Genomic DNA, 16,128 nt, shown 5'->3' with positions numbered 1-16,128 from the left:
CCTTGGCCGGGCCGGACTTTCTCGAATCACGCCTTGATGCCCTCCGCGCGGCGGGCAATTACCGCGAACTGCCCGGTACGCGCGTGGGTGCCGACTTCTGGTCCAACGATTACCTGGGTCTGGCCCGTCGGCTCGAATCCCTGTCCCGGCCCGCCTTCCACACCGCCCCCGGTAGCCGTTTAATTTCGGGCGACCACGGCGGTATTTCAGCCCTTGAGTCCGACATCGCTGCCTTTCATGGCTTTCCGGCGGCCCTGCTCTTTGGCAGCGGGTACACCGCCAATCTCGGGTTGCTCAGCTGCATCGCCCGTCGCACCGACACCATCGTCTACGACGAGCTTATCCACGCCAGTCTGCGTGACGGCATCCGTCTCAGCGGGGCGGCGGCGCGCCGGTGCCGGCACAATTCCGTAAGCCAGGCCCGGCGGTTACTCGACGCGGCGCGCGACGGGGAAGGACAAAGCTTCTTCGTCACCGAAAGCCGATTCAGCATGGACGGCGACCAGGCCCCGCTTACCGAACTGGCCCAAGCGTGCGATCAGGCTGGGGCCCACCTCATCGTGGACGAAGCCCACGCCATCGGGATCGACGGCCCCAAAGGTGCCGGGTGTGTTGCCGATCAGCAACTCCAGGACCGGATATTTGCGAGCGTAGTCACTTACGGCAAGGCACCGGGCTTTCACGGCGCGGCCGTGGTGGGTAGCCGGTCGCTGCGGGATTACCTCATCAATTTCAGTCGGCCCTTCATTTTTACCACCGCGCCGCGCCCCGCTCAACTGGCCGGACTTGCGGAAGTGTACCGTCTGCTGGATTTGGAGCAAAGTACCCTGCGCCAGCAGCTCCAGCACGTCATCGATCATTACTGCACGCGCATTGGTTCCGAACTCGGATCATCCATTCCGGTGATGGACGGCCCCATTCAGATCATGCATCTGCCCGGCAACGACCGGGTGATGGCTTTAGAAAAGCAATTGCTCGAACGTGGCCTTTTGGTCAAGGGAATCCGCTCCCCATCCGTGCCCCGGGGTACGGAGCGACTGCGCATCTGCCTCCACGCGTACAATACGGAAGCGGAGATCGATCAACTGACCACTGCCCTCCGGGGGGGAATGGAAATGCATTCCGTATGAGGTACGCCATTGCAGGAACCGGGACAATCTCGGCGGCCGGGACTGATGCCGGTGCACAGGCCCTGACATTGCGTTCGGGGATCCCCTCCTGGCAAATAGACGAGACCACCGGTCTGCCTGTCTACGCCGTTCCTATCCTGCCTCCACACCCGGAGATTGAATCCTTTGGTGAAGCCCATTATCTGGACCGGAGCAGTTTACTGGGATTACACGCCGCGGATCAGGCGGTACGGGAAGCCGGGTGGCAGGGTAAGGATTTTGCCGTCATTGTGGGGTGCTCGCGCGGACCGACCGAAACCTGGGAAGCCTCCTACGCAAATTTCGCGGCCGACGGTAAGCCCCCCGTCCGCACCTCCCCACAAACCACCCTGGGCAGCATTGCCTTCGCGGTGGCGGAGTATTTCGGTACCGGAAGCCTCAGTAGTGGGGTAAGCGTAACCTGCTCGAGTGGCTTCCACGCCCTCCTGCATGGTATCGGACTGTTGGGCGCCGGGCTCGCGGACCGGGTGCTGGTGGGCGGCACCGAAGCTCCACTTACGCCCTTCACGCTTCGCCAGATGGAGGCTCTGAGGGTATATGCTCCTGTCCCCGGTCGGACTACCCAAGCTGCCTGCCGGCCCTTCGACAGTCCGCCTTCCGGGATGGTGGTCGGTGAGGGCGCGGCTTTTCTGGCGCTGGAAAGATTGGTCCCCCGACACCGGTACGCGATAACTGGACTAGGTGCTGCGCGGGAACGCGCCGGCAGTTCCACCGGCATCAGTCGGGAAGGGCTCGCCCTGCAGCAAGCTATGCGTCAGGCCGTCGGTGGACAAGACGCGATGCCGGATTTTGTGATCGCCCACGCCCCCGGTACCGCCCGGGGCGACGCCGCCGAACGGGAAGCCATCAACCAGGTGTTCCCTGATTCGACGCCACCCGTAACCTCGTTCAAGTGGGCTACCGGACACACCTTCGGTGCGAGCGGGCCCCTGGCGCTTGTAGCGGGTTTGGCACTGTTGGAGGGGCAGGAATACCTTCCGCTGCCCCATCTCGCCGAAAACATCGCATCCCTCCCCGGCCCGAATCGATTCCTGGTCAATGCTACCGGCTTTGGTGGCAATGCCGTCAGCGTCCTGGTGGGCAGGAATTAGGTGGAGGAACTATTTCGACGGTGATCCTTTCACGACGAGTACGCCCCGCATCACCTTGTAGTGCCCCGGCACGGTACAGACGTATTCGTAGGTGCCGGGCTTGGTGGGAGCGGTGAAGTAGATCGTGTCTTCCGTTTCGGGGGCCACCAGTTCGGTGTGCACCAGGACCTCAGGCATGTCCGGAATGTAGTCCATAGCGGGGCCCTTAAGTCCGAGGTCCAGGGCCGCCAATCCTACCCGGTCGCCCATCTTACCGCTGGTCAGGACGAAATTGTGCTCCATATCGTCCGGGTTGCGGAAGGTGAATTTGATTTTTGCTCCGGGGGCCGCGGTCAGGTACTGCTGCTTGAATTTCATGCCTAGCGCCGATTCCAGCACGATCTCCTCATCAAAAGTGCCGTTCCAGTCGGCGGGCATTTCGGTGGTGCGCTTGGCGGAGCCCTCTTCCGCCGCCAGGTTTTGGTCGGTAGATGCGGCCACGGCGCCACCACCCGGTATGGCATTGAGCGTGTAGTAGCCGAAGTCATGCAGCAGATTGTCGCCCGCCGCGCTGCGCAGTCCGGCCAGTTTTATCTCGTAAATGTAGCCGGGCCGGAACCCTTCCACCCGTACCCGGACCGTTTTACCGTCGGGCTGGAGTTCGGCGCTGGTTACGGCGTTCTCCTGGATATCGACTACCGGGCTGCCGTAATTGTGGTGGTACAAATAGGTGAAATTCTGAATATTGAAACTCGAAGGACGCACGCTGCCCGGGGTGAGGGGCTTGGTGAACTCAATCGCAAAACCATCCTCCGTAGCCCGCACCGCGTACATTTCGAAGGGAACCTTACCGGTCCACTTCAATCGTTCGAGGGCAAATTCCTCACCCCCGGTAGCGGCCCAGCCGCGGGCGGTCTGGCCGGCGTAGAGGGCGTTGTCCGGACCGAAGTTCAGCCGCAGCAAACCGGAACTGAATCCCTCGCGGAAAGGAAACACCACGCCCTGGTACTCGCCATCGACCTTTTCCAAAGCCACGCGCATGATCTTGCTCTGCCCCTGGTCGCTTACCAGCAGCTGACCGGCAAATGGGCCGAAGGCCCCCTCCGTGCGGTCGGCCAGTATACCCGCCGTGGAAATGCCCAGGATGCCGTGGGGGAACCACACCGCGGGCAGTTTGACGTTGCCCAGGTCCTTGCGGGCCTGGTACATGGTCTTGAAGTCGTCGTTCAGGTCGTTCTCTTTGAGGTTCACTTCCGATCCCTTTTCCGTGGCCCACCGCAAACTGGCGGGGTGGCCGGCAAAGTCCCCTTTCTTCAGATGGGTGATTCGCCCGGACCCTATCCAGTCGCCCTGGTTTTCGGCCACAAAAACATCCCCCTCCAGGTTGGTGCCGAAGCCGGCCGGACTCCGCATACCCGCCGCGTAGGGGGTAAGGACTTTGCTGTCGGGATCATACTGCATCATCCAACCCCGGAATGGTGACTTGCTCACTCCCCTGCCTTCCCAGCCCACGTTCCGGGTGGTAAGGAAGGTCCCGTCGGGCTGAAAGAGCGGCCCGTAGTGGTACTCGTGGTAGTTGCCCGTGAGGGGCATATCGTAGACCGTCTCGTAAACGTCTGCGGTGCCGTCACCGTCGCGATCCGTTAGCTTCGTTACTTCCCCCCGCTGGGCCACGTAGATCGCACCGTCGTGGGCGCTCAGGCCCAGGGGCTCGTGCAATCCGCGCGCGAAGAGGGAATAGGATGGTTCACCCGTTGGATCGGCAATCATCCAGACCTCCCCGCGACGCGTGGTCACGGCCAGGGTACCGTCGGGAAGGAAATCCATGCCCCCGACCTCGAGCTTAATGTCCTCGGGTATAGTCACTTTTTCCAGGGTATAGAAGTCGGCTTCATCCTGAGCGGTAAGTAGACAGGTGAATGAGAGGAGCAGAAGGACACAGACGAGGCGCATAGTGAAATAAATTATTACGGTAATCGGGGCGGTGCGGATAAAGGGGTTACCAATCCAGGGAATAGGTAATGTGTTCGCCGGGGGGAATTTCTGCGACGAGGCGCTGGTTGCCCTGCCCACGGAGCAGCCGTAGTCCGCCGGCAGCCAGCTCGGTCACCTGGACGTTCAGTCCCGGATCGACGAGTTCAAAGGTGCCCTTGCCGGTCTCCCGAATGGAGGTGCCGGCGGCCAGGCTGGTCAGCAGGGTCTCGCTGGAACTGCGGTTGGTAAGCGTACGCTGCAGGCCCCGGTCGGTCGGTACGATTTCGTCCGATAATTCTCCCCCTGCTGGCGTGCTGAAGTAGAAGGTCGGACGCCCCTCCGCATCAAGTTCGTAGCGGAGGTGGCGGAAGTCCTCTCCCCGCTCGGGCCACTGCTCGACCTCGGTACTCCATTGCGGTCGTCCGTCAAAGGCCACCACCGGACCGAGGGCGCGGGCGACCTGCGGCTCTCCGCGTTCCACCCACATCTCGCTGACGTCGAGAAATTTCCCGCGCCATGCCTGCAACAGGCTGCCGTTGCGCAGGTCGTAGCTGTAATGCGGGCCGTCTGCTTCCCCTACGTTCACCACGTGGGTCCGTTTATCGGTAAAGTCGTAAACCCTGGCGGGAGGAAAATTCAGGAAACTGCGCAGCAGGTACGGACGGTCGTCGGCGGCGATTTCGACCGCATCACCACTCCGGGGCGTGGCTACGGCGCGGTCTTCCGGCATATCGTTGAAGCTGGCCGGTTCCTGGTCCTCGTAGGCGTATTTAATCTTCAGGTGGTTCCAACCCCCGAACTGGTAGTGGTCGAGACGCACGCGGTGACTTCCCTCGCCGAGCGAAACGGTGCCTTCCCCCTCATTTCCACCACCGCGGCCACACATGTCGACCACCAACTCGTCGTCGATGTACAGGCGGGTGGAGGAGGGGGAATTGATCCGAAAGGTGTACTCCCCAGCCTTAGGGATTTCAAGGTCCGAGGTAAAGCGCAAAGCATATCCACTACCCTTCTCCCGGATCCCGTCCAAATCGAAGCGTGAGATGTAACCTTCCTTGGCCGGGCTGCGGCTCTCGTAATCGGTAATGTCCTCGGGGTTGCCCTCGATATCATAGTAGGCGTACCGGATGAGCGGCAAGTTCAGTTCCACTTCTCCATTACTGGCCAGTGCGGAAGCGCGCCCGGCGCTGGCGGATGTACGCAGGTTGGTCAGCGACAGGGTGCCGGCGGTAAGCTTGAGCGAAAGACTTCCGGACTCAGCATTGCCCGCCGGCAGGGGCTGCTGATAGTAAATAAGATTTCCGTTGAGGTAGGTCGCCACCAGCAAAGCCGGGTCCTCCCCTTCGGCGGGCAGGTAGGCCACTTCCAGGTTTTGCCATACCCCGGGGGTGATTTTCACCTCGCTGCGCTTGCTTACCGTGCTGTCCAGGTCAAGGTCCAGGGAGGGCAGGTGAAGGGCATGTTGGCCGCCGAGCAGCAGATCGGCTTCACCCGCCTCGTCCAGCCGGAAACTGAAGGCCAGGGTAAGCGCCTTATGCTCGGGTAACAGTTCCAACTCCGCAGGGGCGGTAGCAGTCAACACGCCGTCTTCCATGGTCCACCCGGCGGGATCTCTCGCCAATTCCAGTTCGTCGAGCCCGTCGGAGGGAGCGCTTTCAGTAGTGTCAATGGTTTCCACCTCGAGGGGGTCGGAGGTACAGGCCGCCAGGCCGAGTACCGCAACAAAAAGGATGTACTTAAGCATGACGCAAGATAATTAGATCGACCGAAAGTAAATCGATTGCGCGAGGCGGCTTTGTTTCCCATTGTCGGTCCGACATTGTATGTTTAACCCGAACCGAAGACATCTTTCATGCACCGCCGCCACGCCATCAAGCTTACCACCGCCGCCCTTGGGCTTTCACCACTGGCCGCCGCGGCCCGGCCACGTACCCCGGCACCCGCGGCCGCGCCCGCCGGAACACCCTTTAACCTGGCCTTCGCCCCCCATGCGGGGATGTTCCGCAACCTGGCGGGAGAAGATTATCTGGACCAGGTGCGCTGGGCCGCCGATATGGGCTTCCACGCCTGGGAAGACAACGGGATGGGCGGCCGAGAACCCGCCATGCAGTCGAAAATCGGTGAGCTGCTGGCCGCCAAAGGCATGCAAATGGGGGTGTTCGTAGCCAACCAGATCAACTGGCGCGAACCAACCCTGACTAACGGCGCGGGCGAACATCGGGATGCCTTTTTGGAAGATATCCGGAAATCCGTCGAAGTGGCCAAGCGCTGCAACGCCAAATGGATGACGGTGGTGCCCGGCTTCGTGCAGATGAGACTGGAACCCTTCTACCAGATGGCCAATGTGGTGGAAACCCTGAAGCAGGGAGCAGCCATCCTGGAACCGCACGGGCTGGTCATGGTGCTGGAGCCGCTAAATTACCGCGACCATCCCGGACTTTTCCTGACCAAGGCCGCTCAGGGCTACGCGATCTGCCAGGCCGTCGGCAGCCCCTCCTGCAAGATCCTCTACGACATCTACCACCAGCAGATCCAGGAAGGGAACCTGATCCCCAACATCGATGCCGCGTGGGATGAAATTGGATACTTCCAGATCGGTGACAACCCCGGTCGCAAGGAACCCACCACCGGGGAAATTAACTACGAAAAGGTTCTGGCGCATATCCACAACAAAGGCTTTCGTGGCGTCTACGGCATGGAGCACGGCAACAGCATGGAAGGGGAAGCCGGTGAACTGGCCGTCGTGGAAGCCTACCGTAAGGTGGACGTACCCGTCTGATCCCATGCAATTTAGGAAATCTAAATTCCTGCTTATTTTAGTGGCCCTACTCGGCCTTACCGCATGCGCTGACGATCCCCCTCCCGCAGCTGTACAGACTCCGGGTGAGACGCCGGCCGATGTTCGCACGACCAACTCCGTCGCGGGCCTGGACTGGAGCCGTAAACGCTACGATCGCACCCTGGAAATGGAAAGAAACGGGCAGTTGCGCTGCGACACGGTGGTCTACGACTGTCCGGATGATGCCGCAGCCGGCCGCTTCATTTTCTGCTACGCGGGGGGCGATCTCGTCAGGGCGGCGCACGAAGCTACCCTGGGAGATCACGCTTCCGTATCCGAAAGCTATTACTACGACGGCGACGATATGTACGTGGCGAAACTGGCTTCCGGGGCTTGGCACTTTGCCAGTCCTGCTGACGGGCAGACCGAGACGCCAGGTGAGCCGGCGACCATCGACGAGGTGCACGAAGAAATGCGCTATTACAGCAATGGCGACTTGGTAGACCGGCGGTTCAAGGATTATGTCATTGACGCGCGCACGCCGGGGCCTCCACCGGAGAATATCCCCGATCGGGATACCGGGGAGGGAGTCGATAATACCCTCGGCCCCGATGCGGTGCGGGCGGTGCAGCGCAGCAATACTTACGCTTGTCCGTAATTACTGGGCGATGGGGTACCAATCTTCCAGCCGTACGGTAATGTTGGGGTTCGACTGGGTGATCTTTTCGCGAAAGGCCTGCACGTCGCTCTTGGTTTGGTCCTGGTTTCGGTAGTGGTAAGGATAGACCACGTCCGGGGCGAATGCCAGTACCGATTCGGCGGCCTGGTTGATGTCCATGGTATACGGCAGGTTCATGGCTACGAAGGCAATATCAATATCCTGCAGGCCGCGCATAGCCGGCACGCCTTCCGTATCGCCGCTGATGTAGATTCGCTCGTTGTCGTCGTCGAAGTCCAGCACGTAGCCGTTGAATTTACCTTCGGGATGAAAATTTTCCTTTGGCGGGGGATTGTAGGCCGGAATGGCTTCGATGTTGATCCCGTTCCAGTCCCAGCTTTCCCCATTGGCCAGCGTGTGCCGTTCGGCGAAGGTCGTGTTGGGGTCGGCTTCCATAACGGCGGCCGGAGCTACCAGGGTGGCATTGCTCAAGTCGAGTCCGCTGAGCGTAGCCGTGTCGAGGTGATCGGGGTGCGTGTGGGTGATCAGTACGAGGTCCGGGGCCGCGAAGGCGCTGTAGAGGCTCGCGCCGCCGTAGGGGTCGACGTAGATCGTGCGGTCGCCCTGAGTCAGCACCAGCGAACCGTGGTAGACGGGGTGTACGACTACTTCTTCCGTCGGCATCTCATCAGCATCCGTGGTCTCGGTGGTGGGCGTTGTATTTTCTGACGTGGCGTCAATATTGTTGCTGCAGGCGGCGAGGACGCAGGTGCAGAGCAGAACAAACAGGCAGTATCTCATGGTTGGGGGCTTGATATGTGCCGGTACAACGGAAATCGTGACCGCAGGTTTGTCGGCATTTGCTTTCCCCTTGATGCTTTACTATTGCAGCTATGTTTCCGATCGAACGCGTGTGGATAGTGCTCTTTTTGTTGGTCCCCCTCGCCCCGCTGGAGGCGCAGCTCAATTTTTTTACCGGGCCCTCATTTGAGCACGAGGTCACGCCGCAGTGGGGCTATCAGTTTGAGGTGGAGCACCGGCAGGTAGTCAACACCGGGCGCGACAATCGCGTGTTGCTTCTCGGGGCTATAAACCGGCTCCTCACCGATCGACTGGACGTAACTCCAGGCATTCGGGTTACCCCTAAATACGACGTCGATCCCACTACCGTCAGGTTGTTTGCCGACCTCAACTATGCCTATCCGCTTGGCGAAAGCCCACTGGTCCTCGAAGCCCGGTTACGCTCCCAATACGACCGCTCGCTGGGCAGCGGCCCCGTGAATCCGGAAGTTGCCTTACGCCCTCGAGTGAGCCTGGTTTACCAGATGCTGGAAACAACCTATTTGATCGCCGAATATGAAGCCCGGTATAGGTTTGATACGCGGGATGAGTGGACGCGACATCGCTACACCTTCGGTGTCGAGCAACGATTGTCTACGCGAATTAGTATCGATGCTTTTTTCCGGCTCGAGCGGGACATCAACCAGCCGGCACCGGACACTGAGCCTACTGTCGGACTTTACATTGTTTACGTTTTACCCGACGAACGGCACCGCGACTGGCGCTACCGCTCGCCTTTCGGACGTAGTTTGCTTTGGTAGTAGGGCTGGCTTGGGGCCAGGGTTTGCTGTGCCGCTTGTGTGGCTATCATGTGTGGTTGCTCCACCCGGTGGGTGGAGGCTTCCGCTGAGCCCCGGGCCGGACCACCCACGCGTCGCGTGGTATACACATCCGACGTCCTCAGGAGGCAGTCTGCTCCACCCGGCGGGTGGAGGTTCCGGTGGGGCTACAGGCCGGACCACCCACGCGCCGCGTGGGAAATACATCCGACGTACTCAACGGGCAATGTTCTCCACCCGGCGGGGTGGAGGCTCACGCGACAGCTCAAAGCGAAGGTGCCTCCACCAACCAAGGTCGAATAGACTCGTGATTACATGCCAGGCACGATCATCACCGCATTTTGCATGAGGCGACTGGGTCCGCGCCAGAACATCCGGTAGTGGGGGTTGTCGAGCAGGTACACGAGCTTACCGCGCCCTATAGTCCGCACGCCGGCCCAGGTGTTTCCAGCCAAGAGGTTGAGGCTTTCTCCGGGGGCGTAGCCCGCCGCGAGCAGCTGCGTAGAGTCGGCAACGTAGCGCCCTACCGATTGCAGACCGGCGGCAGGGGCCAGCGCAGTACTACCGAATTTGAGGGTGTATACCTCCGGCTTCAACCCGTAGGCCAGTGGGTGGGTGATGTCAAGCGTAGCGTTGAGGGCCGAACCCGGGATGTTCTTCTTGCCATAGTAGTCGGTCCGCTCGGCGAAGGTCAGTTGGGCCGCGGTCTCAGAGGTATCTTTTCCTGGCTCGATCAGCCGCTGGTCGGTGAAGTCGCGTTGGGCGGTAAAGAATTCTGCGGTGCTGCCGACGGTGATGAGGGTCCCCCCGGCGCTGATCCAGTCCCGGAGGGTAGCACGTTCCTCTTTTCCGAATACTTCCTCGAGGTTATCCGCATCTGGTAGGATCAGGACGTCGTAGTCGTTCAGGTCGGCGTAGCCGTAGCGGGAGCCGAACTTTGGTACCGCGGTTTGCCGGAGTATCGAAGTGCGGATGCGGGTAACGGGCAGCCGGGTTTCCCAATCGAAGAGAAAATAGATCTGCCCGCTGGTGTAGGTATCGAAGGGCTCATCAACCAGCATGGCAACTTCCGGCTGTTTAACCGGATAGTTGCGGGTGCTGGCCAGGTCGTTGCCCAACCGCATCCTGCCAGTGGTGAACCGCTCGATCTGCAGTCCGTGGTCATCGGCCAGTTGCTGCATCAGATCCGACAGCTCACTTTCCTTCTCCAGGTTTCTGCCGCGCAGTACGACAAGACTTCCGGCCGAAAATTCTGCGCCCGAGTCTGCCGTAAAAGGCTCCAGTGCCGTCCGGACGCGGATTCCCGCCTTCCAGAGCTCGGCCAGGGCTTGCGGTGCGTTGCGTTGGCTCCAGTCGATCACATAGGCGTAGATGGGTGCTTCCGACGGACCGCTCACCCTACCCTCCCGCTCGATCAGGGTAACAAACTCGGTGTCAACCCGTACTGGTCCGGCAAGCTGATAAGCCTCCAGGTTGTAGGCCAGCGGAGCGGACCAGGTACTCATATCGTACATGACGCTGTCCTCAATTTCCAGTTGGTTGCTCAGGATGCTATTGATGAACAGGTGGCGGGGTTGCTCGGTGGAGATGATGAGGCTACCCTCCGGGTGGGTACGATCCAGGTTCTCGCGCTTGCCCCGGTAGCCCGTACTTTTCGCGTCCAGCGGCTCAAGCGTCCGTTCTACTTCCACGCCGTTCATGAGCATCATTTCCAGGAAGTCATTGAAGTAATCGCTGCCGTCGTCCTCAATAAGGTAGGCGGTTGTCTCTTCTTTGCTGGTGAGCGGGTTCCAGGCGTCCAGGCTAAATTGCAGCAGGGCTTCCCGGTTCTCGGCCGCGGTCTTGACCTGGGCCAGGCTGGTGGTGTAGTGGTCCCAGACGCGCTGGCGCAGTGTCAATACGTAGCCATCCTCGGTCTCGACGGCGCGGCCGGCCCCGATACCACCCTGCTCGACCAGCATGCCGACCGCCCCCATCACGGAGGGGTAGCTGCTGCCGTAGCTGGGGTAGTAAAAATCGAATCGATCTCGGGTAAAGTAACTGATGCCCTGCTCGTCGAATCGCGCGATGTTGGCCCGCCCGAAGGTATCCGCCCAGCTTTCGTAGGCGTCGGGCAGCAGGAGGTTGCGGGGGGTGGTGCCGGGAGTGGTGAAGTAGTTGGCGTCGTACCCCTGCTCGTGGTAATCGGTGTGCACGTTGGGCATCCAGCGCTGGTAGGCTCGTGTATGCCCACGGCTTTCGGGGTGTACTCCCCATACCCAGTCGCGGTTCAGGTCAAACCAGTAGTGGTTGGTCCGACCGTTGGGGAAGGGTGCGTAGTGTTCCAGGTCGCGCGGTTCCTCCCCGCCCGTGGCCCGGGCCATGCCATTATACCAGTATACGTAACGGTCGCGACCGTCGGGGTTGATGCAGACGAAGAGCAAATTGACCGTTTTCTCCAGTGCGGCAAGGGTTTCAGTGTCCTCGGTGGTCGCCAGCTCGTAGGCAAACTGCATGGCGGCCTCGGTGCTGCTGGCCTCATTACCGTGGATGTTGTAGCTGTAGCTGTTGATCACCGGATGGTCTGCCAGAAGATCTTGCACCTGCGTACCCGCCCCCCGCGACGCTTCCACCAACTGCAGTTGGTTCCGCCGGATCTCTTCGAGGCGGTTCATGTTGCTACTGTCGCTGACGGTCAGGAGAATCAGCGGACGTCCTTCGTAGGTGCTGCCGTAACGGTCCAGCTTGATGCGGGGACTCTGCTCCGCCAGGTATTCGAAGTAGGCTACCGACCGGGCGTATTCGGTGAATCGCTCACCCAGCCGGTAACCGAGGAACTGCCGCGGACTGAGAATCTCGGAGTTCGACAGATTCTCGGGGAAGGTCAGGCGCTCGTAGATATCGGTCTGGGCCGAGAGACTGATTGACCAAATCAGGGAAATTATAACTGAGTAAAATCGCATGGCTTAGCTTAAGTGAGTGCCCAAAATAGGAAAAGCGGAACGGGCCTGAGTTTCCGCAGCCGTATTATATAAATTTTGCCCCGTGATCCGTTGATCTTGTACCGTTCCCGCCGCAAGGGCTACCGTTCCGTCAAAGGGCCTTGTTATTACGGTTTATAGGCGCAATTTTAAGAGTGAACATTAAGCTATTTAGGCAACTCACCCTTAGTAATTCGGCGATCAGCGTCTCTCTCAGAACGAACCTAACGTTTTTGCTTTAGTAGTTACCACTGGCCAGGCAGTCGAGGCTAGACTTGCCGCCCGGTAGTGGTGGACGCTTCCCGTTAGGGGGAAGGGTACCTGGGATTGAAACTGATACCGTACACATTCTTACACGTCAAACATGTTAAAATCTTTCATTCTACCGCTGCTGCTTTTCTGCACCGCGGTACTTAGCGCCCAGGGGCGCTGCCAACGCGGCAATTGTTATGAGGGAGAAGGTATTCTGCGGTTCGCCGACGGAGCACTCTATACCGGTAACTTTAAAAAAGGAAAATTCGAGGGACAGGGCACCCTCACCTACCCCGACGGGTCGGTCTTCAGCGGCAACTTCCGCAACCAACTACAAAGCGGGTACGGCACCCTGCAGGACGCGAACGGGAACCTGTACGATGGAATGTGGCGCGACGGCCGCCGCCACGGTCGCGGGAAGGTGGTCTACGCTGCGGGCGGAGAGATCATCGGCACCTGGGTGGACGATCGCCTGCAGGGCGAAGCCGCTTTCGCCTTTGCCAACCGGGACTATTACGTGGGGAATATGGTCAACAATGTCATGGAAGGCTACGGCACCATGGAATTCGCCAACGGTGACGTGTACCGGGGTGAATGGAAGCAGAACCAACGCAACGGCAACGGACGCATGATCTACGCCGACGGCACGGAATACAACGGGGAATGGGAAAACGGTGTGCCGAAAGTCGACTGGGCCACCCTGGGCTTCATCGGCAATACAGCACAACTAGTCAATTGTAACGAGGGATGTCCCGACGGCGACTCCCGCTACACCTACGCCGACGGCACTACCTTCTTCGGCGAGACGCGCAACGGCACCCCCAACGGCAAGGGCACCGTCATCTTCCCCAACGGAAACAGCTACCACGGGCAGTTCCACAACCACCGTCCCAACGGCCTGGGCGTAATGCAATATGCCGGCGGGGAAATTGAAGGTGGCATCTGGCGCGACGGTCAGCTGTACCGCCGCATGTATTCGGCCACGGGTCAACCCGCAGCGGCCGTAGCCTCCAGCGAATTCGATCCGGAAGTAAAGGTCTGGGCCGTAGTGGTCGGCTGCGCCTACTACCAGCACATGAAGACCCTGCGGTACACCGATGACGATGCGTACCAGTTCTACGCCTTCCTGAAAAGCATTGAAGGCGGGGCCTTGTCCGACGATCAGGTGAAGGTGCTCATTGATGAGGACGCCACCCACGATAATATCTTGGCTGCTATGCGCGACACTTACCGCCAGGCCGATGAAAACGACGTCATTCTTTTTTATTTCAGCGGCCATGGTCTGCCAGGTTCCTTTCTGCCGGTCGACTACGACGGTCAAGCCCAGGCCCTGGCGCACGAGGACGTACACGAGATTCTGCAAAACAGTCGCTCACGCCATAAACTGGTGATCGCCGATGCCTGCCACAGCGGCAGTCTGGTGGCCCGCGGGGTTGGCAGTAACCAGGCCGCTTTGACGGGTTACTACTCGGCCCTGACGAATGCCAAGGCTTCCACCGCCCTGATGATGTCCAGCCGCGGAGAAGAAATCAGTCTCGAGGACGGCGGACTCCGTTCCGGCGTATTCAGTCACTACCTCATTCGCGGCATGAAAGGAGAAGCCGACGTCAACCAGGACGGCATGGTATCCATCCAGGAACTGTTCAACTATGTGCACCGTGAAGTTCGGGGCTACACCGGCAACGTCCAGACGCCTACGCTTACCGGAAACTACGACGAGCAGATGCCCATCTCGGTCATGCGGGCGCGGTAGTGAACGTCGTGCCATGGCCAGTCTAGACTGGCTCGATCGGCTACGCGATTATCCCTGCGGTAAATCTTTAAGGCACTACCCTTCGCTACTGCGGGCGGTTGTAGATATAGTACTCTACCGCCCGGGGCGTGAAGTCCACGCGACTGATGTTCTCCGGCACGCGGGTCAGGGTCAACGGAACGGTATTATAGGGGTCGTTCGTCTTCATGCGGCTCAGGTCGGCTTCCACTCGGAAGTCGGTCTCCCGAATGGTGCCAAAGGCGCGTTGAGGCACCGTGGCGGTGACCGTGACGTAGGGCGGAAACACCCGGGATGAATCCGAGGGGGGAGCATTATAAAGCGTCACTGGTATTCGGAACTGTTGCTCGATAAAGGCCTCTACGTCAACCGCCAGGCGTATTTCATCGTAATTCAACTTCAGGCCTTCCGGGGGAGGTTTCAGGGCTACGCTGGTTCGAATGCTTTCCTCCAGGCCTTCGAGGATTAGTGGCTCAGTGGGCCAGGAAGTGATTTCTTCCAGTTCATCAATGGCGCCGCTCACCGTTACGCTGTCGGGCTGCAAGGTTACCCCGTTCACGGCTGCATATCCTGGTCCGAAACTGGCTTTTACGTTGGAGATGATGGGCACCCGTTTTCCGTCACGGGGAGTAGTCAGGATCCGTTGGGGGTCGTAACCGATGTTGTCGATCTCCAGATCGCCGCTGGTCAGTTGCCGGCGGATTTCCTGCTCGAGTACGTTCCGGCTTAGCAGGTAGTCCTCATCGGCACCGACGTCCAGCTGCACGCTCATCTCGCTGCCGCGCATGCTCTCCCAGATCAGGTTCCAGCCGCGTCCGCGGATCTGCACAGGTACACTACGTGGCGGCGTGCCGGCCAACGCACGGTCGTTACTGACCGAATACTGTAGCATCACCGTCTTGTTGATTTCGTAGTCCTGCGAAAGGTTGAGGATCAGCCAGAAAACGAACGCCAGCCCGATACAGATCAGCAGCATCTGCCGGTCCGTGGTGGCCATGTTCCGCAGCGGGATACTATCCTTCAGTCTTTGCAGGGTAGATGGCATCGGTAAGTTCCTTCGAGATCGCGTTTTTGGTGACTTGAAGGTAGGTCTTATTGCCTACGTTCAGGGTGACGATCTGGTCTTCCACCTTGTCGATGATGCCAAGTATTCCGCTTGCGGTCACTACCCGTTGTCCTTTTTTGAGTTCGGACATGAAGTTCTTCTGCTGTTTGCTACGGCGGCGCTGCGGGATAATCATGGTAAATACCAGGACCACCAGCATGGCGATCATAAAAAATCCGTTGGTAAACAGGTCTCCGCCCGCTTGAAGTAAAAGTGTCATAATCGTAAATCCTTTATTCGTTGATGACCGTCCCGTCCACGTAGATCGTGGTCATTGACGGATAAGTGTTGGCGGTAAGGGTAACGGGCTTCCGCTGCCGTCCGTATTTGTGTGCCGTATTAAATACGACCTCTACGGTGCCGGAAGCACCTGGCGCGATGGGCTGTTCGGGATAACTCGGCACGGTACAGCCGCAGGTCGACCGGGCGTCGGTGATGAGCAGCGGCGTACGCCCCGTGTTGGTGAAGCGGAAGGTGTGACGCACAATCGCGCCTTCTTTTACCTCCCCGAACTGGAATTCATTCTCTTCGAACGTCATTCTGGCCACCGCACTGGTGTCGGCCGGTGCCGCGGAGGCATCGGCTACCGGATTACGGATCAAACTGGCGTTTCCGGTGGGTTTCACTTCCATCACCGGATCGGGCTCCGGAGCGTCGGCGCAGGACCAGATGCCGGCAAGCAAGAGTATGTAAAAGCTGAATCGAAGCATAGCGTCCCGGTTAGCCGGCAAAGATACATTGCCGTAGCCAACCGGCTAAAACGGCCCGCCG

The 16,128-nt window shown here is 59.7% G+C and carries 13 protein-coding genes; 6 read left to right on the top strand and 7 right to left on the bottom strand.

Going from position 1 to position 16,128, the window contains the following annotated elements:
* The first annotated feature begins 2 nt into the window (after nt 1-2).
* Nucleotides 3-1,130: an aminotransferase class I/II-fold pyridoxal phosphate-dependent enzyme gene (locus E4021_RS01895; protein ID WP_168797423.1), complete on the top strand. Its 1,128-nt coding sequence runs from the start codon at nt 3-5 to the stop codon at nt 1,128-1,130.
* Nucleotides 1,127-2,260, top strand: a complete 1,134-nt coding sequence (locus E4021_RS01890) for a beta-ketoacyl synthase N-terminal-like domain-containing protein (protein WP_136456199.1) — start codon at nt 1,127-1,129, stop codon at nt 2,258-2,260. Before E4021_RS01895 ends, E4021_RS01890 begins: the two co-directional genes overlap by 4 nt.
* Before the next feature lie 9 nt (nt 2,261-2,269).
* Here E4021_RS01890 and E4021_RS01885 read toward each other — a convergent pair whose 3' ends face one another.
* Both E4021_RS01885 and E4021_RS01880 read right to left on the bottom strand, forming a co-directional pair.
* A complete protein-coding gene (locus tag E4021_RS01885) occupies nt 2,270-4,192 on the bottom strand; it encodes a plastocyanin/azurin family copper-binding protein (RefSeq protein ID WP_136456198.1) in 1,923 nt (640 codons plus the stop codon).
* 46 nt (nt 4,193-4,238) lie between these two features.
* Nucleotides 4,239-5,957 carry a PA14 domain-containing protein gene (locus tag E4021_RS01880; protein ID WP_136456197.1) on the bottom strand — a complete coding sequence of 573 codons (1,719 nt, stop codon included), beginning with the start codon at nt 5,955-5,957 and terminating at the stop codon, nt 4,239-4,241.
* Nucleotides 5,958-6,065: 108 nt separating this feature from the next.
* Here E4021_RS01880 and E4021_RS01875 point away from each other — a divergent pair, with 108 nt between their 5' ends.
* Both E4021_RS01875 and E4021_RS01870 read left to right on the top strand, forming a co-directional pair.
* The gene (locus tag E4021_RS01875) at nt 6,066-6,992 is read left to right on the top strand and encodes a hydroxypyruvate isomerase family protein (RefSeq protein ID WP_136456196.1); all 927 of its coding nucleotides are present in this window, start codon (nt 6,066-6,068) and stop codon (nt 6,990-6,992) included.
* A 40-nt stretch (nt 6,993-7,032) separates the two neighbouring features.
* Nucleotides 7,033-7,650 (top strand): hypothetical protein, encoded by a 618-nt coding sequence (locus E4021_RS01870; protein WP_136456195.1) that lies wholly within the window; start codon nt 7,033-7,035, stop codon nt 7,648-7,650.
* On the opposite strand, the gene E4021_RS01865 is transcribed toward E4021_RS01870, so the two are convergent.
* Nucleotides 7,651-8,451 (bottom strand): MBL fold metallo-hydrolase, encoded by an 801-nt coding sequence (locus tag E4021_RS01865; protein ID WP_136456194.1) that lies wholly within the window; start codon nt 8,449-8,451, stop codon nt 7,651-7,653.
* Between the two features lie 92 nt (nt 8,452-8,543).
* Between E4021_RS01865 and E4021_RS01860 the strand changes: the two genes are divergently transcribed.
* Nucleotides 8,544-9,251 (top strand): DUF2490 domain-containing protein, encoded by a 708-nt coding sequence (locus E4021_RS01860; RefSeq protein WP_136456193.1) that lies wholly within the window; start codon nt 8,544-8,546, stop codon nt 9,249-9,251.
* A gap of 329 nt (nt 9,252-9,580) precedes the next feature.
* Here E4021_RS01860 and E4021_RS01855 read toward each other — a convergent pair whose 3' ends face one another.
* Nucleotides 9,581-12,211, bottom strand: coding sequence for a M14 family metallopeptidase (locus tag E4021_RS01855; protein ID WP_136456192.1), 2,631 nt, complete (start codon nt 12,209-12,211; stop codon nt 9,581-9,583).
* Between the two features lie 382 nt (nt 12,212-12,593).
* On the opposite strand from E4021_RS01855, the gene E4021_RS01850 reads away from it, so the two are divergent.
* Nucleotides 12,594-14,234, top strand: a complete 1,641-nt coding sequence (locus tag E4021_RS01850) for a caspase family protein (protein ID WP_136456191.1) — start codon at nt 12,594-12,596, stop codon at nt 14,232-14,234.
* 85 nt (nt 14,235-14,319) lie between these two features.
* Here E4021_RS01850 and E4021_RS01845 read toward each other — a convergent pair whose 3' ends face one another.
* From E4021_RS01845 to E4021_RS01835, 3 genes are read right to left on the bottom strand one after another with little or no spacing between them, the layout of a single operon-like run.
* Nucleotides 14,320-15,249 carry a CdaR family protein gene (locus E4021_RS01845; protein WP_168797422.1) on the bottom strand — a complete coding sequence of 310 codons (930 nt, stop codon included), beginning with the start codon at nt 15,247-15,249 and terminating at the stop codon, nt 14,320-14,322.
* Between the two features lie 16 nt (nt 15,250-15,265).
* Nucleotides 15,266-15,577, bottom strand: a complete 312-nt coding sequence (gene yajC, locus E4021_RS01840; protein WP_136456189.1) for a preprotein translocase subunit YajC — start codon at nt 15,575-15,577, stop codon at nt 15,266-15,268.
* A 13-nt stretch (nt 15,578-15,590) separates the two neighbouring features.
* Nucleotides 15,591-16,067 (bottom strand): DUF1573 domain-containing protein, encoded by a 477-nt coding sequence (locus E4021_RS01835; protein ID WP_211096944.1) that lies wholly within the window; start codon nt 16,065-16,067, stop codon nt 15,591-15,593.
* Between the last annotated feature and the right edge of the window lie 61 nt (nt 16,068-16,128).

Source organism: Neolewinella litorea (assembly GCF_004803465.1).
Taxonomy (GTDB): Bacteria; Bacteroidota; Bacteroidia; order Chitinophagales; family Saprospiraceae; genus Neolewinella; species Neolewinella litorea.
Note: the sequence above shows the minus strand (reverse complement) of the source record. Positions and strands in the feature narration are given on the sequence as shown.

What these genes read in the sequence shown, in the direction of transcription:
- E4021_RS01855 (WP_136456192.1), bottom strand. Translation starts at nt 12,211, where the DNA reads ATGCGATTTTACTCAGTTATAATTTCCCTGATTTGGTCAATCAGTCTC.
- E4021_RS01845 (WP_168797422.1), bottom strand. Translation starts at nt 15,249, where the DNA reads ATGGCCACCACGGACCGGCAGATGCTGCTGATCTGTATCGGGCTGGCG.
- E4021_RS01835 (WP_211096944.1), bottom strand. Translation starts at nt 16,067, where the DNA reads ATGCTTCGATTCAGCTTTTACATACTCTTGCTTGCCGGCATCTGGTCC.
- E4021_RS01850 (WP_136456191.1), top strand. Translation starts at nt 12,594, where the DNA reads ATGTTAAAATCTTTCATTCTACCGCTGCTGCTTTTCTGCACCGCGGTA.
- E4021_RS01875 (WP_136456196.1), top strand. Translation starts at nt 6,066, where the DNA reads ATGCACCGCCGCCACGCCATCAAGCTTACCACCGCCGCCCTTGGGCTT.
- yajC (WP_136456189.1), bottom strand. Translation starts at nt 15,577, where the DNA reads ATGACACTTTTACTTCAAGCGGGCGGAGACCTGTTTACCAACGGATTT.
- E4021_RS01885 (WP_136456198.1), bottom strand. Translation starts at nt 4,192, where the DNA reads ATGCGCCTCGTCTGTGTCCTTCTGCTCCTCTCATTCACCTGTCTACTT.
- E4021_RS01865 (WP_136456194.1), bottom strand. Translation starts at nt 8,451, where the DNA reads ATGAGATACTGCCTGTTTGTTCTGCTCTGCACCTGCGTCCTCGCCGCC.
- E4021_RS01880 (WP_136456197.1), bottom strand. Translation starts at nt 5,957, where the DNA reads ATGCTTAAGTACATCCTTTTTGTTGCGGTACTCGGCCTGGCGGCCTGT.
- E4021_RS01860 (WP_136456193.1), top strand. Translation starts at nt 8,544, where the DNA reads ATGTTTCCGATCGAACGCGTGTGGATAGTGCTCTTTTTGTTGGTCCCC.
- E4021_RS01890 (WP_136456199.1), top strand. Translation starts at nt 1,127, where the DNA reads ATGAGGTACGCCATTGCAGGAACCGGGACAATCTCGGCGGCCGGGACT.